This window comes from Gracilibacillus xinjiangensis, from assembly GCF_042651765.1.
In the GTDB taxonomy this organism is placed as follows: domain Bacteria; phylum Bacillota; class Bacilli; order Bacillales; family Amphibacillaceae; genus Gracilibacillus; species Gracilibacillus xinjiangensis.
The window spans coordinates 933,246-952,802 of the sequence record NZ_JBHSDT010000008.1; the positions used below are offsets into that span (position 1 = coordinate 933,246).

Annotated in this window: 25 protein-coding genes; all 25 read right to left on the reverse strand. The window is 35.9% G+C overall.

All coding sequences use genetic code 11. The annotated features are described in order from the left end of the window. Nucleotides 1–27: 27 nt before the first annotated feature. The 25 genes from flhB to hslU all read right to left on the reverse strand — a co-directional run bounded on the left by flhB (nucleotide 28) and on the right by hslU (nucleotide 19,553). Nucleotides 28–1,110 carry a flagellar biosynthesis protein FlhB gene (flhB, locus tag ACFOY7_RS15970; protein WP_390254137.1) on the reverse strand — a complete coding sequence of 361 codons (1,083 nt, stop codon included), beginning with the start codon at nucleotides 1,108–1,110 and terminating at the stop codon, nucleotides 28–30. Nucleotides 1,111–1,112: 2 nt separating this feature from the next. Further along, complete coding sequence (fliR, locus tag ACFOY7_RS15975) at nucleotides 1,113–1,883, reverse strand: flagellar biosynthetic protein FliR (RefSeq protein ID WP_390253346.1); 771 nt, start codon at nucleotides 1,881–1,883, stop codon at nucleotides 1,113–1,115. Between the two features lie 3 nt (nucleotides 1,884–1,886). Continuing rightward, a complete protein-coding gene (gene fliQ, locus ACFOY7_RS15980; RefSeq protein WP_390253348.1) occupies nucleotides 1,887–2,156 on the reverse strand; it encodes a flagellar biosynthesis protein FliQ in 270 nt (89 codons plus the stop codon). Between the two features lie 25 nt (nucleotides 2,157–2,181). After that, nucleotides 2,182–2,859: a flagellar type III secretion system pore protein FliP gene (gene fliP, locus ACFOY7_RS15985; RefSeq protein ID WP_390253350.1), complete on the reverse strand. Its 678-nt coding sequence runs from the start codon at nucleotides 2,857–2,859 to the stop codon at nucleotides 2,182–2,184. Continuing rightward, the gene (locus ACFOY7_RS15990; RefSeq protein ID WP_390253352.1) at nucleotides 2,849–3,487 is read right to left on the reverse strand and encodes a flagellar biosynthetic protein FliO; all 639 of its coding nucleotides are present in this window, start codon (nucleotides 3,485–3,487) and stop codon (nucleotides 2,849–2,851) included. The genes fliP and ACFOY7_RS15990 overlap by 11 nt, the downstream gene beginning before the upstream one ends. A gap of 13 nt (nucleotides 3,488–3,500) precedes the next feature. Then, nucleotides 3,501–3,863 carry a response regulator gene (locus ACFOY7_RS15995; protein WP_390253354.1) on the reverse strand — a complete coding sequence of 121 codons (363 nt, stop codon included), beginning with the start codon at nucleotides 3,861–3,863 and terminating at the stop codon, nucleotides 3,501–3,503. Between the two features lie 21 nt (nucleotides 3,864–3,884). Further along, nucleotides 3,885–5,072, reverse strand: coding sequence for a flagellar motor switch phosphatase FliY (gene fliY, locus ACFOY7_RS16000; protein WP_390253356.1), 1,188 nt, complete (start codon nucleotides 5,070–5,072; stop codon nucleotides 3,885–3,887). Then, nucleotides 5,062–6,063, reverse strand: coding sequence for a flagellar motor switch protein FliM (gene fliM / locus ACFOY7_RS16005; protein ID WP_390253358.1), 1,002 nt, complete (start codon nucleotides 6,061–6,063; stop codon nucleotides 5,062–5,064). The genes fliY and fliM overlap by 11 nt, the downstream gene beginning before the upstream one ends. Nucleotides 6,064–6,090: 27 nt before the next feature. Next, on the reverse strand, nucleotides 6,091–6,507 hold the full coding sequence (locus ACFOY7_RS16010; protein ID WP_390253360.1) for a flagellar basal body-associated FliL family protein: 417 nt from the start codon (nucleotides 6,505–6,507) through the stop codon (nucleotides 6,091–6,093). Beyond that, complete coding sequence (locus tag ACFOY7_RS16015; protein WP_390253362.1) at nucleotides 6,497–6,718, reverse strand: flagellar FlbD family protein; 222 nt, start codon at nucleotides 6,716–6,718, stop codon at nucleotides 6,497–6,499. Before ACFOY7_RS16015 ends, ACFOY7_RS16010 begins: the two co-directional genes overlap by 11 nt. 51 nt (nucleotides 6,719–6,769) lie before the next feature. Next, a complete protein-coding gene (gene flgG / locus ACFOY7_RS16020; protein ID WP_390253364.1) occupies nucleotides 6,770–7,720 on the reverse strand; it encodes a flagellar basal body rod protein FlgG in 951 nt (316 codons plus the stop codon). A gap of 78 nt (nucleotides 7,721–7,798) precedes the next feature. Beyond that, nucleotides 7,799–8,161 (reverse strand): TIGR02530 family flagellar biosynthesis protein, encoded by a 363-nt coding sequence (locus ACFOY7_RS16025; RefSeq protein WP_390253365.1) that lies wholly within the window; start codon nucleotides 8,159–8,161, stop codon nucleotides 7,799–7,801. Nucleotides 8,162–8,173: 12 nt separating this feature from the next. Beyond that, entirely contained in the window at nucleotides 8,174–8,737 is a 564-nt protein-coding gene (flgD, locus tag ACFOY7_RS16030) for a flagellar hook assembly protein FlgD (protein WP_390253367.1), read from the reverse strand. A gap of 10 nt (nucleotides 8,738–8,747) precedes the next feature. Then, nucleotides 8,748–10,154, reverse strand: a complete 1,407-nt coding sequence (locus ACFOY7_RS16035) for a flagellar hook-length control protein FliK (RefSeq protein ID WP_390253369.1) — start codon at nucleotides 10,152–10,154, stop codon at nucleotides 8,748–8,750. A gap of 29 nt (nucleotides 10,155–10,183) precedes the next feature. Then, complete coding sequence (locus tag ACFOY7_RS16040) at nucleotides 10,184–10,816, reverse strand: MotE family protein (RefSeq protein WP_390253371.1); 633 nt, start codon at nucleotides 10,814–10,816, stop codon at nucleotides 10,184–10,186. Next, nucleotides 10,773–11,216: a flagellar export protein FliJ gene (gene fliJ / locus ACFOY7_RS16045; RefSeq protein ID WP_390253373.1), complete on the reverse strand. Its 444-nt coding sequence runs from the start codon at nucleotides 11,214–11,216 to the stop codon at nucleotides 10,773–10,775. Before fliJ ends, ACFOY7_RS16040 begins: the two co-directional genes overlap by 44 nt. After that, complete coding sequence (gene fliI, locus ACFOY7_RS16050) at nucleotides 11,216–12,532, reverse strand: flagellar protein export ATPase FliI (RefSeq protein WP_390253375.1); 1,317 nt, start codon at nucleotides 12,530–12,532, stop codon at nucleotides 11,216–11,218. The genes fliJ and fliI overlap by 1 nt, the downstream gene beginning before the upstream one ends. Continuing rightward, the gene (gene fliH / locus ACFOY7_RS16055; protein WP_390253377.1) at nucleotides 12,510–13,271 is read right to left on the reverse strand and encodes a flagellar assembly protein FliH; all 762 of its coding nucleotides are present in this window, start codon (nucleotides 13,269–13,271) and stop codon (nucleotides 12,510–12,512) included. Before fliH ends, fliI begins: the two co-directional genes overlap by 23 nt. Further along, nucleotides 13,264–14,280, reverse strand: coding sequence for a flagellar motor switch protein FliG (gene fliG, locus ACFOY7_RS16060; protein WP_390253379.1), 1,017 nt, complete (start codon nucleotides 14,278–14,280; stop codon nucleotides 13,264–13,266). Before fliG ends, fliH begins: the two co-directional genes overlap by 8 nt. A gap of 15 nt (nucleotides 14,281–14,295) precedes the next feature. Then, nucleotides 14,296–15,894, reverse strand: coding sequence for a flagellar basal-body MS-ring/collar protein FliF (fliF, locus tag ACFOY7_RS16065; protein WP_390253381.1), 1,599 nt, complete (start codon nucleotides 15,892–15,894; stop codon nucleotides 14,296–14,298). A gap of 32 nt (nucleotides 15,895–15,926) precedes the next feature. Beyond that, entirely contained in the window at nucleotides 15,927–16,214 is a 288-nt protein-coding gene (gene fliE / locus ACFOY7_RS16070) for a flagellar hook-basal body complex protein FliE (RefSeq protein ID WP_390254139.1), read from the reverse strand. 50 nt (nucleotides 16,215–16,264) lie between these two features. Continuing rightward, nucleotides 16,265–16,723, reverse strand: a complete 459-nt coding sequence (gene flgC / locus ACFOY7_RS16075) for a flagellar basal body rod protein FlgC (protein ID WP_390253383.1) — start codon at nucleotides 16,721–16,723, stop codon at nucleotides 16,265–16,267. Between the two features lie 2 nt (nucleotides 16,724–16,725). After that, on the reverse strand, nucleotides 16,726–17,118 hold the full coding sequence (gene flgB, locus ACFOY7_RS16080) for a flagellar basal body rod protein FlgB (RefSeq protein ID WP_390253385.1): 393 nt from the start codon (nucleotides 17,116–17,118) through the stop codon (nucleotides 16,726–16,728). A 245-nt stretch (nucleotides 17,119–17,363) separates the two neighbouring features. Next, nucleotides 17,364–18,140, reverse strand: a complete 777-nt coding sequence (codY, locus tag ACFOY7_RS16085) for a GTP-sensing pleiotropic transcriptional regulator CodY (RefSeq protein ID WP_390253387.1) — start codon at nucleotides 18,138–18,140, stop codon at nucleotides 17,364–17,366. 15 nt (nucleotides 18,141–18,155) lie between these two features. After that, nucleotides 18,156–19,553, reverse strand: coding sequence for an ATP-dependent protease ATPase subunit HslU (gene hslU / locus ACFOY7_RS16090; protein WP_390253389.1), 1,398 nt, complete (start codon nucleotides 19,551–19,553; stop codon nucleotides 18,156–18,158). Between the last annotated feature and the right edge of the window lie 4 nt (nucleotides 19,554–19,557).

Genomic DNA, 19,557 nt, shown 5'->3' on the forward strand with positions numbered 1-19,557 from the left:
ACAACTCCTTTAACTTGCTTCCATTCACTATTTAATCTTCTTTTGGATACTATATACATATGCTAATATTTCAGCTGCCGCCTGGAAGTATTCTTCACTGATCACTTCCCCAATCTCTGTCTGGTCATACAATGCTCTTGCCAAAGGTCGATTTTCAACCATCATAATCTCATGGTGCTTTGCGATTTCTCTAATTTTCATTGCAACAAAATCTACACCTTTAGCAACAACATAAGGAGCATCCGCCTTATTTTCATCATACTTCAGTGCAATGGCGTAATGGGTCGGGTTAGTAATAATAACATCCGCTTCAGGTACTGCACTCATCATTCGTTGCATCGCCATTTGTCGTTGTCTTTCTTTTATCTTTGATTTAATCAGCGGGTCCCCTTCGATGTTTTTATGTTCATCTTTAATGTCATTCTTTGACATCTTATTTTGCTTTTCGAAATCATAGCGCTGATAAGCATAATCAATTACAGAAATAATTAATAAAGCTATAGCTGCAGCTAAACCCATCTGTACTGTCATTGAGCCAAAAAAAGCAAGGGCACCTGTTACATTTTTGTCGTACAGCATCATTATTTCATCTTTATTCATCCAAATAATAGAAAATGTAATAGCCCCTACCACAACAATCTTCAACAAAGATTTCACTAATTCCACAAGTGCTCTGACAGAAAAAATCCGTTTGGCACCTTGGATAGGATCGATTTTATTCAGTTTCATCTTTAATGGCTCTGAGGTAAACAGAAAGCCAATCTGCAAAAAATTGGAGGCCAATCCTGCAACAATTGCAATAAGCATGATTGGGGCAAGCGCAATAGCTATTTGAATGCCAAAATCGATAAACATTTCAAAAATTTGATCTTCCGTTACATCTAAATGAATATACTCAGTAAATGATTTACTATACATGCTGGTCATTGTATTTCCTAATGATTGACCAATAACTAGTAAAATAATAAAGACAAAGAAAAGCAAAATAGCTGTATTTACATCCTGACTCTTCGCAACTTGTCCCTTTTTACGAGCATCTTGCCTTTTTTTCGGGGTTGCTTTTTCTGTCTTTTCTCCAGCAAAATATTGTAAATCTAATGTTAAATATATCATTACGCACCACCCAGAATATGAATAAGTGATTGCATTGTCTCAAGAGTATAGGAAAATAATTTCTGTACAATAGCAATATAAAATGGAACAAACATAAATAAGACCAGAAAAGAAACTAATATTTTTAATGGCAAACCAACAACAAACACATTTAATTGCGGCACTGTTCTTGCCATAATACCCAACGCAACATCAACCAGAAACAAGCAGCCAACAATTGGTATTGCTAATTGAAAAGCGATGACAAACATTTGACTAAAGGACCGTAATATAAAATCAAGATTATTTAGTGCAATGAGCGAATCAATTGGTATTACTTCAAAGCTGTAAAACAAGCCATTTAGTAAAAGATGATGGCCATCCACTGTCAGTAAAAAGATAATTGCAATTACATAGAAATACTGTCCAATAAGTGGACTTTGGGCACCTGTTTGGGGATCGACAACATTCGCTATCGCAAAACCCATTTGGAAATCAATAAAACCACCTGCAATTTGAATGGCTGCAAGGATTAAATACGCAATTAAACCTACTAATAAACCAATAATTGCTTCCTTTATTATCAGCAAGATAAATATGCCATCAAATGGCACTTCTGGAATCGGAATCGAGTAAAGCATAATCCATGCTAAAAAGAAGCCAATGCCAATTTTAAGTTGGTTGGGAATCGTCCGATAAGAGAAAATAGGTATCGTCACAAAAAAAGCTAACACTCTTACCAAAATGAGGACAAATGCAGGAAATAGATTAATATTAATTAAATCCAGCATAGATTAACCCACAAACTGATTAATATTTTGAAAGATATTTGCTGCAAACTCAACCATAAGTGACAACATCCATGGACCAAAGATGACGATACCAAGCAATACGGCAACAATCTTAGGAATAAATGCTAATGTTTGTTCTTGAATTTGAGTTGTTGCCTGGAAAATACTTACAAGTAGTCCAACGACTAGTGCAAGCAGCAAAATAGGTCCTGTAACCATTAAAATCGTATAGATCCCTTGTTCTGCTAATGATACGATAAATTCACCACTCAATATTTATACCCCTCTCTTACAACTATCATAACGGTAAGAAACCATCCAATAAGGAATGTGTAATTAAATACCAGCCATCAACTAAAACAAATAGAAGTATTTTAAATGGTAAAGAAATCATTACAGGTGGCAACATCATCATCCCCATTGACATTAAAACACTAGCTACCGCCATGTCTATTACTAGAAAAGGTACGAAGATCATAAAGCCCATTTGAAAAGCGGTTTTTAATTCACTTATCGCATATGCAGGTACTAATGTAGTTAATGGTATGTCCTCAACAGACTCAGGTTCATCAATGGAAGCAAAATTCATAAACAAAGCCAGATCTTTTTGTCTTGTATGCTTTGCCATAAACTCTTTAACTGGCAGACTAGCATTATCATATGCTTCTTCTAATGTTATATCTTCATTAAATAGTGGTTGTAATGCTTGGTCATTCACTTCTTGAAAAGTTGGTGCCATTATGAAAAATGTCATAAACAATGCTAGTCCTACTAAAACTTGATTAGGTGGCATTTGCTGTGTTGCTAAAGAAGTTCTAACGAACGATAGTACAATAATTATTCTTGTAAAACTTGTCATCAATATTAGGATGCTAGGAGCTAATGACAAAATCGTTAACAGTAATAATAACCTGACAGAGGTCGAAAGGTTCGCTGGATCTGTACCAGAAAAGACATCAATTAAATTAATGATCATGATCTTTTTCGATTTCCTTCATTTTTTTTAACATTTTCTTTCGTCCCTCTTTCATTTCATCTAGCTCCTTATTAAATAAATGACCGAAGTCTTTAGTTGTTGATGTTTTAGCATTTTTTTGGTTCATTTTCATTTTATCTTTCACAAAATCCAGTGGCTGTGTCTGAATATCGCTTGATTTTTTTATTTGTTCGATTGTCTCGATGTCTGTAATTTCTAACAATAATTCTATATTGTCTGCTAATCCAATCACAAAAAATCGTTCGCCTATTCGAACGATTTGGAGAGATTTATTTGTGTTAAATGAGATCCCTCCATAATTCTCGATGACTTGATTTCGGCCGGAGAACTTATTACGTTTTTTTACAAAATTCGCAATAAAATAAATTAATCCTACCACAATTGCCAGTGCGACTAATAGTTGTAAAAGACTTCCTATAAAACTTGGTGATTCCATCGTTGGTAATGAATTTTCTTCTGTTAATTGTTGTGAATTATCAACATCTTCATCACTCTCTTCCATGCTCCCATTATATTTTTCAAATACATTTTGCGAAGCATAAGAAGGGTGAGAATAGCAACAAAGAAACACCAATAAAACCACTAAGAGCATAAATACTCGCTTCACACAGTTCATCATATTATCCTATAACTTTGGAAATAGCCTCAATTACACGATCTGCTTGAAATGGTTTAACGATAAAGTCTCTCGCACCAGCTTGAATGGCATCAATTACCATCGCCTGTTGTCCCATTGCTGAACACATAATTACATTGGCATCATTGTTTAATGCTTTAATATCTTTTAATGCGGCTATACCATCTTTTTCTGGCATAGTGATATCCATTGTTACTAAATCTGGTGTTAACTCTTTGTATTTCTCAACAGCCTCTGCTCCATCTTGAGCTTCCCCAACTACTTCATACCCATTTTTTGTTAAAATATCTTTAATCATCATTCTCATAAATGCTGCATCATCAACTATTAATACACGTTTTGACATAAAAATCATTCCTCTCATTTACTATTTATTTAATTGTTTTAATCTCATTTCCCTGCTAACAATATCCGTAACGCGGACACCAAAGTTTTCATCAATGACGACAACTTCCCCTTTAGCTATCAACTTCTGGTTGACTAATATATCAACAGGTTCCCCGGCTAATTTATCCAGTTCTACAATGGAGCCTGAAGATAATTCTAATATATCTTTTACTGTCCGTTTCGTTCTGCCCAGCTCAACTGTTACTTGTAATGGGATATCCATTAATAAATCCAGGTTACGTTTCTCCTCTTTATGTAACGGAATATCTTCGAATTCAGTAAATGAAGCTGAATGAACATCAGCATTTGGTGCTGCTTGCTGGCCTATCTGACGTGATTCTCTTGGTTGTGCAGGTTCATTAAAGCTTTGTTCAGCTTGCTGCTTTGCTGCATTATTTTCATTAACAAAGTTATTATTAGGTTCCTCAACAGCTTGTACCGGTTCTTCAATCGGTATGTCATCTTCCATTGAGGAATTTAATAAATTGTCCACTAACTCTTTTGCAAATGGCACAGGTAGTAACTGCATAATTTTCGAATCGATTAAAGAACCTATTTTCAACTGAAAAGATACTTTAATTAATACATCATCGTCTGCTTCTAATGTTTTATTCGCCTCTTCCTCTGTTACATCCATAATCGAAATCGATGGTGGCGAAATGTCCACCTTTTTGCTGAAGATTGTTGACATACTCGTTGCTGATGTCCCCATCATCTGATTCATAGCTTCCTGGACAGCACTTAAATGTATGTCCGATAACTCGGTATTTTCTGGCTCTCCACTTCCGCCCAACATTAAATCAGCTATTACGGCTGCATCTTTAGATTCCAGAATGAATAAATTAGCACCAGTAAAACCTTCTGTATACTTTACTTCAACTCCAACGTATGGCACAGGAAACTCATTTTCCAGCAAACCTTTATCAATAACTGAGATAGTAGGTGTTGTTATATCTACTTTTTGGTTTAATAATGTAGAAAGTGTTGTAGCAGAGCTTCCAAATGATATATTTCCAATCTCTCCTAATGCATCTTCTTCTAAAGAAGATAGATATTGATTTACGGAAGGAGAATTCCCATAAGAACTGCTATCATCACTAGTTGTTCCATCGTTACCGCCCAATAGTGCATCTATTTCGTCTTGTGACAACATTCCATCATTCATCATCATAATCCCCTCCCTTTATTTCATCTAACACTTGAACAGCTATTTTGTTTTTCTTCTTCCCTGGCTGTACATGGAATTTAGGTATCTGATCTACTTCCAATAATAAAGGTTCTTCAATTGCCTGATTCAATAGAATCTTATCATCTTTATTTAAAAAGAGTAGTTCTTCAACAGTTATTGTGCTTTTTCCTAAAATTACTGACAAGTTTAATGGTGCTTTTTCAATATTTCGTGAAATGGATTCGTACTCTTCTGGTTTTCTTTCTTTCGTGTTTTCATTTTGCATCCAATAATGAACAGATAGTTTAGGGATAATTGGTTCTAACACAACATGCGGAATACAGATATTAATCATTCCACTACTATCACCAATTGTCGTGTTCAATGAAACTACAACCACTGTTTCGTTTGGTGATACTAGTTGAAGAAATTGCGGATTCACTTCAAAATCTTCTAACATCGGATCAATCTCAACTACTGTCCCCCATGCCTCTTGTAAGTTATCTAACGCCTTCTCAAATAATTGTGACATAAGTGTTGTTTCAATTTCTGTCAATGTATCAATCTTATTCACACTATTGCCTTTGCCGCCTAACATGCGATCCAACATAGCATAGGCAATGTTAGGATTAAATTCAAAGATAATTCTTCCATCCAATGGAGCAACACTATACACATTAAGAATAGTCATCGTTGGAATAGAACGAATGAATTCTTCGTATGGTATTTGATCAACAGAAGCAACGTCAATATCTACATATGTACGTAATTGTGCTGAAAAATAGGTTGATAATAAACGAGCAAAATTATCATGTATTCTGGATATACTTCTAATTTGATCTTTCGAAAATCTTAATGCCCGTTTAAAGTCATAAACCTTCACTTTTTTATCTTTTTCTTCTTCTATTAATTGATTGGCATCCATTTCACCTGATGACAATGCTGATAATAGAGCATCTATTTCACTTTGGGACAGAACTTCATCCGCCATAACCTCACCTCCATTCAGGAGAAATTCTTACTGAATTACTTTACTAATAATAAGTACTTCGACAATTTTTCCTTCTGTCATTTCTTGATTCATAGCATTTTTAATGCTTTCTTCTAATTGTGGCAAATTCTCACGAAGATCTGATTCTGTCAGATCCATTGATTGTTTAATAAACTCATTTTTTACTTGAAACTCTCGTTTTTCAATTTCTTCGACAGCTTTTTTTCCATCCATTATAAATTGAAATTGGATAAGTACAAAACTTCCATCTTGCAAATCTGTCTTCATCTCATCAGTTGTGTAGGAGTATTTCACCATCTCATCAATTGTTAATTCTTCATCAGCCTTAACTTGAGAGTTCATAAGGAAATATAATGTTGTTCCACCACCAATAATAATGACAACTAATGCAATAACCAATATTCTTAGCAATTTAGGATTCATCTTGATCACCTACTTCTCTCTGGAGTGGTATCAACCCAATTGATTGATAAAATTGTGTTGCTAATTGGCTGACTTCATCTTCTGTTTCTTTTACAAATAATTTTTTCTGATTGACTAACGTAATCGTTGTGTCAGGGAACGACTCTATTCTTTCAATAAACATGGCATTGAGAGTTATCTTCTGATTGTTTAGTTTTGTTAATTTAATCATAGTTTATGATAAGAAGGTTAGGAAGGCTCTCCTAACCCCCTCCTCCTTGTTTTATCGTTTTAAGTTAACGAGTTCTTGTAAAATTTCATCAGATGTTGTGATGATTCTAGTATTTGCCTGGAATCCACGTTGTGCTGTGATCATCTCAGTGAATTCTTCAGATAAATCTACATTAGACATTTCAAGCGCGCCGGCTACTATTGATGCAGTACCAGCTGATTCCGGTGTGAAAAATATTGTGTCAGCGGCTGGGTCATATTGATTGTTGTTATTTAAATCAGAATAAATTTGACCATCATTGGTTGATGTTTGAAACATATTCGCTCCAGTCTTTTGTAAACCGCCAGGGTTAGAGAATTTAGACAAAACTATCTGACCTGCAATTTTAGTTTCTCCTCCTTCTATATAATTGACAACACCATCTCCTTGAATGCTGAAGCTCTCTGCTCCTGCAGGTATATTAATTGGTCCCGAATTAACGTTATTTATTCCATCGTTAGCTGACGTTGGTTGAAAACCCATTAAGTATTGTCCATTTGCATTAACAATAAACCCTTCGTCATCTAAATACATGTTTCCTGCGCGAGAGTATGCTAAGGATATCCCTTCATTTTGCTGGATACCAGCTGTAGTAAAAGTTGTTACAGTTGGTGCAGCCGCAGAGGCATCAACTGCATCGAAACCTGTACCGAAAACAAACATTCCATCCCCTTCTAATTGCAGGTCCAACGGTCGTTCAGTTGTTTGACGGTTCCCCTGTGTATGGACGTTATCTATTGTACCTAATTGTACACCTGTTCCTACTTGCTTGGGATTTATACCACCTCGGATATTCGTCGGAGCACTTGCACCAGTTACTGGCTGACTCATCATGTCCTGAAATGTTGTTCTACCTTTTTTAAAACCTACTGTGTTAACATTGGCGATATTATTACCTACAACGTCTAGCTTTGTTTGGAAGCCTTTCATACCTGAAATACCAGCATACATTGATCTTAACATGTTACAATCTTCCCTTCGTTTGTATGTAGCTACGTCTGTCAGTCAGTAGCTTGTAAGCCTCCCGTTTTCGGGTCCAGCTTAGTCGATTAAAATCGTTCCATTAATATTAGTGAAAATTTTACTTTTTGTTTCTGCCCGCTCCATTGCCGTGATTACTGTATTATTTTTTACATTTACAATAAAAGCAGCGTTATCCATTAATACGAGAGATTCATTTATTCCTTTTTGCTTTGCTTCACTAACTTTTGTTTCCAACTGTGACCACTTTGCATCAGGTACTTGAATGTTTCTCGTATCCATTCGCTGTTGCGCATGTTTACTAATTTTCAGCTTGCTTTCTTTATGCAAAAGATCGGAGAAATTACTATTCGACTGAACTCGCTTAACACTCGCATTATTAGGAATAACTGGATGATGGAGTGCGTGAATTTTTGTGTTCATTATTTCCCTCCTTTATGCAGAAGGAGTCTCGGTTGTTAACTCACTATTATCTGGTCCAGCAGCTGTTTCTTCTGGATTTTCTGTCTCTTCTGTCGGCTTTTCTATTTCCGTTTCACTATGTTCTGATCTATTACCTTCTTGTTCAATTTTCAAGATTTCATCTGTGAAGATTTTTGCCCCATTTTCTAACTCTAATACTGCAAAGCCCTCTTTTTGGGAAATTGCTATGACATTACTTGTTTCTGATTCCTTAGGCTCAGCAACTTCACCAGTTTCTTCGTCAATTTTATAATAGGTCACTTGCTGACCGATTAAATGACTGTATTGAATAACAGGGGACACCATTTGGTTGTTTACTAGATTTGTAATAGCTTTATTCATTTGCATCATTTGTTCTAACGAAGAAAATGTCGCCATTTGAGAGATGAATTCCTTATCATCCATAGGGTTTAATGGATCTTGATTTTGTAATTGTGTCATGAGAATTTTTAAAAATTCATCTTTTCCTAAAGTTTCATTATGTTCTTTTACTGTTGACTGATTTTTTAAATAGTAAGTTGCGTCAATGGATGTCAATATTTTTCACCTACACTTTCATGTCCATTAATAAATCATGGAATGTACTGGAATTACTGTCTTGTTCTGATTCTGTTTGTTGTTCATGTTGCTCCTCATTAGCAGATTGATCTTGTTCACTTGATGGATTAGAGTCATCCTTCCAAATTTTATCTTGTGCTGCCTGTGTAAGTATTTGATCTTGCTTTTCAATGACAACTTGCTGTGGCGAGAACATATGACGCAGCTGATTAAGATTGCCTTCTAACAAGTCTTTTGCCGCTTGTGATTGAACAATCATTTTTACAATCATTTCACCATTTACCTGTGTCAGCTTTACCATAACATCACCTAAATGCTCTGGCTGTAACCGTAACATTAGCTGTTTCGTCCCATTTGGTGTTTTAAGAAAACTGCTTTTTTGAATCACTTGTTGGAATTGGTCCAACAACTGCTTTTGAGCCACTTTGTCCTCCGTATTGGTTTGTTGAACATGGATGACAAATTGCTGAACTTTAGTTGTTGCAGACTGATTGGTCAAATTAAGTAAATCTGTTCTGGATTGACTATTTTCGGATTTCATCGTTGTGTCGTAATTTTCTAATGCTGATTGTATCCACTTAGCGATGTCCTGTTTTGTCACTTGTTGCGTTTTTCCATATAATTTTTCTGCAGCCATCCTATTTTGGTAATTTTCGACTAGCTTCGTCCAAATGTCTTTCGACTTAGATTGATCAACACCTGCCAGAAAACTACTTAATGCCCCGCTGTCTTGTTGGCTTAACTGGGACCATTGTTGCATGAGATTCATGAACTGCTTATAGTCTTTGGAAGTTAATGTCTGATTATCAAATTTGTTAATCAATGTTTCAACTTTTTGCCATAATGCAGAAAGTTGTTGTTGATCAACCTTTACCTCTGTTCCAGAGCTAGTTGCATTAAGGTGAAGATTTGCTGCAAAAAAATCATTCCATAGTGAATTCACTTTTTCATTTTCGTCCGTTATACCACTAATAAGATCTTGTAACTGCTTAAGTTCCTCTTCGGTGAGACCATTAAATTCCGGCAATAAGTTCTGATCTTCTGAGTGGTTACGTACATTTAATAATTGCTGAACCAAATTCAGCAATTCCGCATCCCCAACATCTGAATCAGAAAGTTGTTGTAGCGTTTCTCCAGCTGTTTTTTCTCCCGATAACAATAACTTTAGCAATTTAATTGTCTCATCAGAAGCATTACTTAACATACTTAGCAGATCCGTTACAGAGCCTGAATCGTTTTGATTTAAAACCAGTGACCTAACAGTTCCAACCGATTGATTATCCGTTACACCTGCCAGTATTTGTTGAAATCCATTTCCTGAAGTTGACTGATTGCTAGTCTTAGGTAACGTCTGTGTTGCAGTCATGTTCGGTAAAATATTTGCTCCGACAAACATCTTTTCACCCCCTTTCCAAATGAATAAACTTATTGATTTGCCAGCATCTCTGTATAAATCGCCGCTGTTTCTGGCTTCATTTGTGCTAAAATATCTCCTCTAACATCAGCATCAAGTTGTCTTAATATAGAAACTGCTAGCTGATTGTCTAAGTTTTCAATAATTGGTGCAGCAGTTTTAGGTTTCATGTTTTCAAAAGATGAAGTTATTTCTTTATGTGATTCATCTGTTGCAGTAGAGGATTCTAATTCATTTTGCTGTTCTGTTAATTGATCAGCTAATGATGTAACTTCCTCTTGTAAATCTTCAATTTGTTGATCCTTCTCCTGTAGCTGCGTCTGTAGAGAGGAAATTTCTTCATCTTTCGTAGAAATTGTGTCATCTTTTGTTTCTAACTGTTGCTGATGTAATTCTTCTTCATCTGTCATTACTGTTTCAGATAGAAAAGGTACCTTATTTAGAGTTTCTTTCGAATAACTGACAACGTCTACACCCATAAAATATAAGATAATTAGGGCGAAAATTGCTGCAAAAATGAGTGGGACGATGATAACAATGAGCCATTGAAAGATACCAGGCTTTTTCTCTTTAGTTTGTTTGGGATTGGTTTTCATTTCTTCACCTATCCTTACCTTCTGTAAACTTACGAATGGATAGTTCATCCATTTGCATCATTTCTTGTTTATTAAATAAAGCAATTTCCTTTTGTTTTTTGCGGTCGATAATCTTTTCGATCTTTTTAACCTCAATATATTGATCCGTTAATTTTTCTTGGACATCATACATATGATCTCTTGCTATATTGGCACGTTTCTGGACATCAATAATATTGGGAGTCAAATAATTTAAATAATTATAATATCCTTTCACTGTTTCTATATCACCATTTTGCAAGCATTGTTGGTATTTGTCTTCCATCGCTTCTTTTTTCTTCAATAGCTTATATAGTTCAGTTGCCTCTTTTTCAAAAGATGCCTGTGCATCTTCAAATTCCATTCTTACTTCATTTTTCTCATTTTCTCTCAATGATCTAATTTTCTCGAAGCCTGTCCATTGTGTCATTATGTTAAGCTCCCATTAAGTATTGCTTGTAAGTTTTCCAATGCAGAATTTCGATCAATATTTTCATCCATTCCTTGTCTTAAAAAACGAAGGATCTTGGGTTGCAATTGTATTGCCTGATCAATAACAGGGTTCGAGCCTTTTTTATATGCTCCAATTTGGATCAATTCCTCATTTTCCTGATATGTAGCTAGAATTGTTCTTGCTTGTTGAATAATGGACATTTTCGCTTGATCCACAATATTAGGCATTACACGACTCACTGATTGCAATACGTTGATCGCAGGAAATTGTCCTTTTTCTGCCAACCTTCGATCTAATACAAAGTGACCATCTAAAATACCTCTAGTTGTATCAGCAATTGGTTCGTTTAAGTCATCACCATCTACTAATACTGTGTAAAAAGCTGTGATGGACCCATTTTTACTTGTGCCGGTACGCTCCAGTAAGGATGGTAATAAGGCAAACACAGAGGGAGTATACCCTTTCGTTGTTGGCGGCTCACCAATTGCTAAGCCTATCTCTCGTTGAGCCATAGCAACCCTTGTAACAGAGTCCATCATTAAATTGACTTGGAATCCTAAATCTCGAAAGTATTCACTAATTGCTGTTGCAGTATAGGCACCTTTTATACGCATCAATGCTGACTGATCCGATGTGGCTACAACAACAATCGATTTCTTTAGCCCTTCGGGTCCAAGATCGCGCTCAACAAATTCCTTCACTTCACGCCCTCGTTCCCCTATTAACGCAATGACATTTAAATCTGCTTCACTATTACGCGCAATCATTCCCATTAACGTACTTTTCCCAACACCGCTTCCGGCAAAAATTCCAATTCTTTGTCCCCTGCCTACAGTCAACATTGTATCAATTGCTTTCACACCAACAGGGATAACTTCATGGATTCTCGGTCTTTCTAATGGATTTGGTGGTTGTTGTTCAGTTGGGTAGTCCTTTAACCCTTTTGGAAGTCTAGTCCCATCGAGCAAGTCCCCTGTTGAATCAATTACTTTTCCGATTAATGACCTTCCCACTTTAATCGTAAGTGATTTTTTCGTTGCTTCAACTAAACACCCTGCTCCAATATTACTTACAGCAGAATATGGCATTAACAATACCTTTTCTTCATAAAAACCTATTACTTCTGCCATAATCTTCTGATTTTGCAACTTCGTGTGAATATAGCATACTTCGCCAATTCTTGCTTCAGGTCCTCTTGCTTCAATCAATAAACCGACGACGCGTTCAACCTTTCCATATCGTTTATAGGAGTCAGCTTTTTTAACATGTTCAAGAATTGTTTGTAGTTCCACGACTGATCTCCTCCACTAAGTGAGCTAGTTTGTTTCGAACTTCTTCCAGTTGTGTCTCAACAGATGCATCTATTTTCCCGTATGGTGTTTCAATATAAGCTTGTCCTGCAGTCATTTCACCTTCACTGTAAATCAATAATTCTGCTTGATTATAAGTGATTGTTTGTAATTCATCTTTGTTATCGAGTAAGAGCTGATAATGTTCAGGATGAACATAAACTTTGATTTTCGGTTGTTCTCTCACTTGTTCGATTGCTTTCTTTACAAGTTGATAAAAACTGTTCTTATTTTCTTCTAAAGTAATATTGACTATTTTTTCGGCAACTGCCATCGCGATTTGCAGGATTTGTTCATCCATTTGTGACAATGTATGATGATAATCTTGATTTGCAAGGTCAACTATTGAATTTGCTTGGTCTAACAGTGTCTGATATTGGTTTATACTATCTGACTCACCCTGTTGAAACCCTTGCTGATAGCCTTGCTGCTGTGCTTGCTCTACATATTGTACTCTTTCTTGTTCCCATTGTTCCTTTAATGAATTAATTTCTGCTTTTGTTTGTTCTAACCTCTTATTGGTTTCTTCTTCTAATTGAGCCAGTTCCTCTTTTTTTCGTTGGATTTTGATTTCTTCACTATCATCGGTAGTCTCTATACTTGCTTGCTTAAGATTCTTTACTGCAATTGGTTTGATTTGAATCTTTTTTTGAGGTAAAGACAGTTTGTCTTGATTAGACAATAATATCATCTCCTCCGCCTCTCGCAATGACAATCTCACCAATCTCTTCTAATCTTCTAACAACAGAGACGATTCTCGATTGTGCCTCTTCCACATCACGCAGACGAACTGGTCCCATAAATTCCATTTCTTCTTTGAATGTTTCGGCCATTCTTTGTGACATATTATTGAATACAATTTCTTTCACCTCATCGCTAGCTACTTTTAATGCAAGGCGAAGGTCATCATTTTCCACTTCACGAATAACTCTTTGAATGGCGCGATTATCCAGTGTAACAATATCCTCGAATACGAACATTCTTTTTCTGATCTCTTCGGCAAGTTCCGGATCATCAATTTCTAATGCGTCAAGAATTGTTCTCTCCGTACTTCTGTCCACACCATTTAATACTTCAACAACTGCCTGGATTCCACCGGTTTGAGTATAGTCTTGTGTTACCGTCGTTGACAATTTCCGCTCAAGAATCTGCTCCACTTCCGCAATAATTTCCGGAGAAGTAGAATCCATCACAGCAATACGTTTGGCGATATCTGCTTGTAATTCCTGCGGTAATTCTGATAAAATCTGCGCTGCCTGTTCTGAATCCAAATATGAAAGAACGAGTGCAATTGTTTGCGGATGCTCATTTTGGATAAAATTAATAATCTGAGATGGTTCGGCTTTTCTTGCAAAATCAAACGGTTTGACCTGTAAGGAAGAGGTTAGTCTTCCTAGAATATCATTAGCTTTGTCTGATCCTAAGGCTTTTTCCAGAACTGTTTTTGCATAGCCAATCCCGCCTTGTGCAAGGTAATCCTGTGCCATCGCAATCTCTTGAAATTCCTCTAAAATCTCATCTTTCTGGTCAGAATCTACTTTTTTTACCGAGGAGATTTCTAAAGTCAGCTTCTCAATTTCTTCTGGTGTTAAATGCTTATACACTTGTGCGGAAACATCTGGACCTAATGAGATTAATAAAATAGCTGCTTTTTGTCTTCCTGTTAATTTTTGTTGTTTTTGTCTCGCCATATTCATTAACCTCCTCTAATCCTCTGATATCCATGTACGCAACAGTTTTGCAAAATCTTCCGGTTTTTCTTGCGCATATTTCTCTAGTTGTTTTCTCCGTTTCGTAGAATCTGTATCTTCGTTCATCATCATTGGAGGAACTTCTTGCTTTGCAACTGTTTCTTCCATTTCTTCCAATTCTTCTATTTCCTCAACGTCTGGTTTTCTTCTACGTAACATAACAATTAGTAAAATTATTATTGCAAGTAAAACACCACCAACTATATATACCCAAAGTGGAATAGTTGGTACTGCTCCGCTTTCCATATCGAATTCGGCCCCATTAAATGGTTGAAACACTATTGATAGATTTTCTTCTGCTGCAATGTCACCGTACGTCTTATCGATAGAAGTTGTAATAATCGAATCTAATATTGATTGTACACTTTCTTCAACTGCTGCTTGTTCTGCTGCAGTGAGTTGTTCCACTTCTCCATTCTCACCAAGTCGCGTGTTATCAATTGCTACTTGGATACCTAAGTCTCTAATTTTGTATGGACTTTCCACAATATCTTTTTGAATTCTATTAAATTCATTATTGACTGATTCTTTCACCATTTCATAATCACCGACATTACCATCCAAGCCCGCTGGATAATTAGCGATTTCCCCTTCTCCAGCTCCGACCGCACCTTCTTCTGGTTGTGCTCCTGTAAAAGACTCAGTGATTGTTTCAATACTAACAGGTAATGTATCGGTATCTTCATTAACAGGTTCTACTATTTGTTCCACTCTTTGTTCTTGGGTAAAATCTACATCTGCAGTTGCTGATATAGCTACTTTATCCATTCCTATCATCATGCCAAGCATACGCTGCACTCTTCGTTCAATGTCTTTCTCTATATCACCTTTAATTTGCTGCTGGTTGGCATAAGAATCGCCTGTCGAAAAATTATTTTCATTATTTTGATCATAATACTCAAGATTTTGGTTCATTAGGACGATATTATCAGTAGGTAGATTTGGTACAGACTTTGATACTAAATGGTATAGTGAATTTATTTGACCAGGATTAAATTGATAGCCAGGTTGTGTTTGAATGACAATTGATGCTGTTGACTCCTGTTGTTGTTCACTAACAAACACAGGATCTTTAGGTATGTTCAAACTAACCTCCGCAGACTCGATCCCATCAATTTGTGAAATTAATGAAGCAAGTTCTGTTTGCATTGCATCTAATTTCATTACATCAAATTCATTATCCGTAACGCCCCATGAACTGTTTTCAGAGAAAAAGGAATAATCGATACTCCCACTATCAGGTATTCCTTGCGCGGCCAAATCTACCAATAATGAGGAAGCTTGGGCTTCGGGAACTTCAATTGTTGTACCTGCATTTGTTAACTCATAAGGAACAGATCTTGCATCTAATTCTTCTTTAATCTGTCCTGCTTCCTGTAAAGATAAATCACTGTAAAGCGGCACCATGCTTTTGTTGGCAGCAAACAAACTAGTTAAGATAATAGCAATGACGATTAAAGCTATACCACCAAACAATGAACCTTTTTGCCATTTGGACATCGACTTATATTTTTCATTCACTTTGCTTATGTAATGTTTGAATTTCTCGTTCATTTTTTGCCCCCAAAACTAGTTACTAACTTTATTTATACTTGCATTCGCATTACTTCATTGTAAGCATCGATTACTTTCTTTTGTACCTCGACACCTGTTTGTAACATAATACTAGCTTTTTGAGCAGTGATCATCACATCATGCAAATCATCAATTTGCCCATTTGCCAGTGCGGTTGTTTTTTGGTCAGATACTTGCTGGGCATTGTTTAATTGTTCAACAGCATTCTTTAAATTTGCTGCGAATTGCTGCTGTGCCTCACCAACCGTTGCCTGAGTATTTGAGTGTTGATTCGACCGTGCTATATACTCTGTGTTCAAAAAATTATTAACAATCACTTTTCTTGCCTCCTATCTTCTTTTCGATATTATTATTTTCCTATCTCTAATGCTTTCATTAACATAGATTTTGATGCATTGACAGATGTTACATTTGCTTCATAAGACCTTGTAGCACTCATTAAATCTACCATTTCTTTTAATGGATCTACATTAGGCATTTCTACATAACCAGCTTCATTGGCGTCTGGGTGATTAGGATTAAAAACTAGTTTAAATGGCTCAGTTTCATCATCAATAATCCTGGCAACTCTAACCCCGCCGCCTGTAGTACCATTTTGTGATGTCGTTCGTTGTAAGATGGACGAAAAACCTTCATCTTTCGCCTGGAATACTGTCATCTTTCTGCGATATGGTTCATATTCTCCATTTTCATTAATGGTAGCTCGAGTAGTATCGACATTCGCAATATTAGAAGAGATAGTATCCATCCTTAATCTTTGAGCAGTTAACCCGCTCGAACTGATGTTCATTGAATTAAAAATAGACAATTTTAGTTCCCTCCTCTAATTACTGTTTGCAAACTATTAAACTTACCATTTAATCTATCAACAACTGCCTGATAATAGATCTGATTTTTTGCTAATTCAGCCATCTCTTTATCAATATCAACATTGTTCCCATTATGATTGTATGTAGTAGATTGATTTGTAACTATTTTGTGTGAAGCAGTGTTATAGTTTCCAAACGCTATATGACGTGAATCGGTTCTTCTCGCTTCAAACTGCTGACCTGATTCATTATCAAGTATATCTCTAAAGACTACTTCTTTCGCCTTATAGTTTGCTGTATCTACATTTGAAATATTGTTTGCTATTGTTTGATTCTTTACTGTTGAATAATTCAGAGATCGCTCTAGAGTCTGAATGGTGTTTCCAAACATCATACTTTTTTCCTCCATTTTTCAATAACCGTCATAAAATTCTACCTTCTATCGAATATTGTAATAGAATTAATCTTAAGTGTCTATGACTTATCGTCATTTTTTATCGAATTTCCATGATTATTAGGAAATTAACACTATAAATTCGATAAATTATGTGTCGAAATCTGTTATGTTTAGGTATAAAGTGCTTTTACTCATTTTTTATTCAATGAAAAAAACATGCTAAAAGTAGCATGTTTTTTATCTTATTTGTTAACATGATTTAATTCTTTCAAAAACTTATCATTTAATATTTTTATATATGTCCCTTTCATCCCTAATGATCTGGATTCAATTACACCAGCACTTTCCAATTTCCTTAATGCATTTACAATAACGGAACGTGTTATACCTACCCGATCGGCAATCTTACTGGCAACAAGTAATCCTTCTTTGCCTCCAAGTTCTTTAAAAATATGGGCAATTGCTTCCAGTTCACTATACGACAAAGAACTTATAGCCATCTGCACGACTGCGGTACGTCGTGCCTCCAGCTCTATTTCTTCCGTTTTTTCATGCAGGATTTCCATCCCCACTACTGTTGCACCATATTCCGCCAGTACTAAATCATCATCTTCAAAACTTTCAGATAATCGGCTTAATATTAGTGTACCTAAACGTTGACCTCCACCTATTATAGGGACAATGGTCGTTAATCCAGATTGAAACAACTCTTTATTCTCCACAGGGAAAGCTGTATACTCACTTTCAATATCCAAATTTGTTGTAGTTGCTGTGATATTAAACAAATTGTCGGTATACTCTGTTGGGAATCGCCTTTCCTCTAACATTTTTTTCATTCGGTCATTTTCAATTTGCTGATTAATTGAAAAACCTAACAGTTTTCCTTTTCGGCTAACAATAAACACATTTGCTTCAATCACATCTCTTAACGTGTTAGACATGTCGGTAAAATTTACTGATTTCCCCTTTGTTGTTTGTAACATTGCATTAATTGCTCTTGTTTTTTCTAGCAGCTTCACATTTTTCACCAACCTTTATAAAATAAACTGACTTAAATCTTTATTTTTAGCAATAGACTTTAATTTATCATTTACGTAGTTTTCTGTAATTTGGATATTTCCTACACCAATTTCAGATGCTTCGAATGATAATTCCTCTAATAATTTCTCTAGAATCGTATGAAGCCTTCTTGCTCCAATGTTATCTGTCTCTTGATTTACTTCTGAAGCAATCTCCGCAATCCTGGTAATCGCCTTTTGATCAAAATCAATCGTGATACCTTCCGTTTCTAATAATGCCTTGTATTGTTTTAATAACGCATTGGAAGGTTCTGACAGAATCCTTTCAAAGTCGGATACACTTAGTTTTTCAAACTCTACTCTGATAGGGAACCGTCCCTGCAACTCCGGGATAAGGTCAGATGGCTTAGCCATATGAAATGCTCCTGCTGCAATAAATAGCATATGATCTGTTTTTACAGGACCATACTTTGTAACGATAGAAGAACCTTCAACGATCGGCAAAATATCTCGTTGAACACCTTCTCTTGAAACAGTTGCGTTATTCTCTTGTTTAACTGCTATTTTATCAATTTCATCGATAAAGATGATCCCTGTTTGTTCCGCTTTTCCAATCGCTTTTTGTGTCACATTATCCATATCAATTAACTTCTGTGCTTCTTGTTGTGTCAATACTTTTCTCGCTTCAGATACTTTCATTTTTCTTTTTTTCTTTTTACTTGGGAATAATTGGCCGAATGCATCCTGCATATTCATCCCCATTTGCTCCATTCCAGAGCCTTGTAACATATCAAACATGGAAGATGTTTTTTCTTCCACTTCTACTGTAACAATATCATCTTCCAATTCCCCTAATTCTAATAATTTTTTCATTTGCGAGCGTTTCATTTTAATGTCCTCGGAATGATTGTCATCAGCCTGTTCCGTATCATTGTTTTGCTGATTCGTATTTAGAAACATTTCAAAAGGATTTTTCGTTTGCGAGCTTTTCTTTTGGGAAGGGACTAATAGTTGGATCAATCTTTTATTTGCTGCTTCCTCAGCTTTTCCTTTTACTTTATCCATTTCTTCTTCTTTTACCATTCGGACAGCAGTTTCAACTAAGTCCCGAACCATTGATTCGACATCTCTGCCGACATAGCCAACTTCTGTATATTTAGTTGCTTCTACTTTAATAAAAGGTGCTCCAACCAGTTTCGCCAGTCTTCTGGCTACTTCTGTTTTTCCTACACCTGTTGGCCCAATCATTAAAATATTTTTCGGTACGATTTCATTTCTTAAACTTTCATCCAGCTGCATCCTTCGATATCTGTTTCTCAATGCGACGGCTACAGCTTTTTTAGCTTGTTGCTGACCGATTATGTACTGATCTAACTTAGTGACAATTTGTCGGGGTGTAAGGTTGATCGACATTATA

What these genes read in the sequence shown, in the direction of transcription:
- fliR (WP_390253346.1), bottom strand. Translation starts at nt 1,883, where the DNA reads ATGCTGGATTTAATTAATATTAATCTATTTCCTGCATTTGTCCTCATT.
- fliP (WP_390253350.1), bottom strand. Translation starts at nt 2,859, where the DNA reads ATGATCATTAATTTAATTGATGTCTTTTCTGGTACAGATCCAGCGAAC.
- ACFOY7_RS15995 (WP_390253354.1), bottom strand. Translation starts at nt 3,863, where the DNA reads ATGTCAAAACGTGTATTAATAGTTGATGATGCAGCATTTATGAGAATG.
- fliY (WP_390253356.1), bottom strand. Translation starts at nt 5,072, where the DNA reads ATGATGAATGATGGAATGTTGTCACAAGACGAAATAGATGCACTATTG.
- fliM (WP_390253358.1), bottom strand. Translation starts at nt 6,063, where the DNA reads ATGGCGGATGAAGTTCTGTCCCAAAGTGAAATAGATGCTCTATTATCA.
- ACFOY7_RS16010 (WP_390253360.1), bottom strand. Translation starts at nt 6,507, where the DNA reads ATGAATCCTAAATTGCTAAGAATATTGGTTATTGCATTAGTTGTCATT.
- ACFOY7_RS16015 (WP_390253362.1), bottom strand. Translation starts at nt 6,718, where the DNA reads ATGATTAAATTAACAAAACTAAACAATCAGAAGATAACTCTCAATGCC.
- flgG (WP_390253364.1), bottom strand. Translation starts at nt 7,720, where the DNA reads ATGTTAAGATCAATGTATGCTGGTATTTCAGGTATGAAAGGCTTCCAA.
- ACFOY7_RS16025 (WP_390253365.1), bottom strand. Translation starts at nt 8,161, where the DNA reads ATGAACACAAAAATTCACGCACTCCATCATCCAGTTATTCCTAATAAT.
- ACFOY7_RS16035 (WP_390253369.1), bottom strand. Translation starts at nt 10,154, where the DNA reads ATGTTTGTCGGAGCAAATATTTTACCGAACATGACTGCAACACAGACG.
- ACFOY7_RS16040 (WP_390253371.1), bottom strand. Translation starts at nt 10,816, where the DNA reads ATGAACTATCCATTCGTAAGTTTACAGAAGGTAAGGATAGGTGAAGAA.
- fliJ (WP_390253373.1), bottom strand. Translation starts at nt 11,216, where the DNA reads ATGACACAATGGACAGGCTTCGAGAAAATTAGATCATTGAGAGAAAAT.
- fliG (WP_390253379.1), bottom strand. Translation starts at nt 14,280, where the DNA reads ATGGCGAGACAAAAACAACAAAAATTAACAGGAAGACAAAAAGCAGCT.
- fliF (WP_390253381.1), bottom strand. Translation starts at nt 15,894, where the DNA reads ATGAACGAGAAATTCAAACATTACATAAGCAAAGTGAATGAAAAATAT.
- flgB (WP_390253385.1), bottom strand. Translation starts at nt 17,118, where the DNA reads ATGATGTTTGGAAACACCATTCAGACTCTAGAGCGATCTCTGAATTAT.
- hslU (WP_390253389.1), bottom strand. Translation starts at nt 19,553, where the DNA reads ATGTCGATCAACCTTACACCCCGACAAATTGTCACTAAGTTAGATCAG.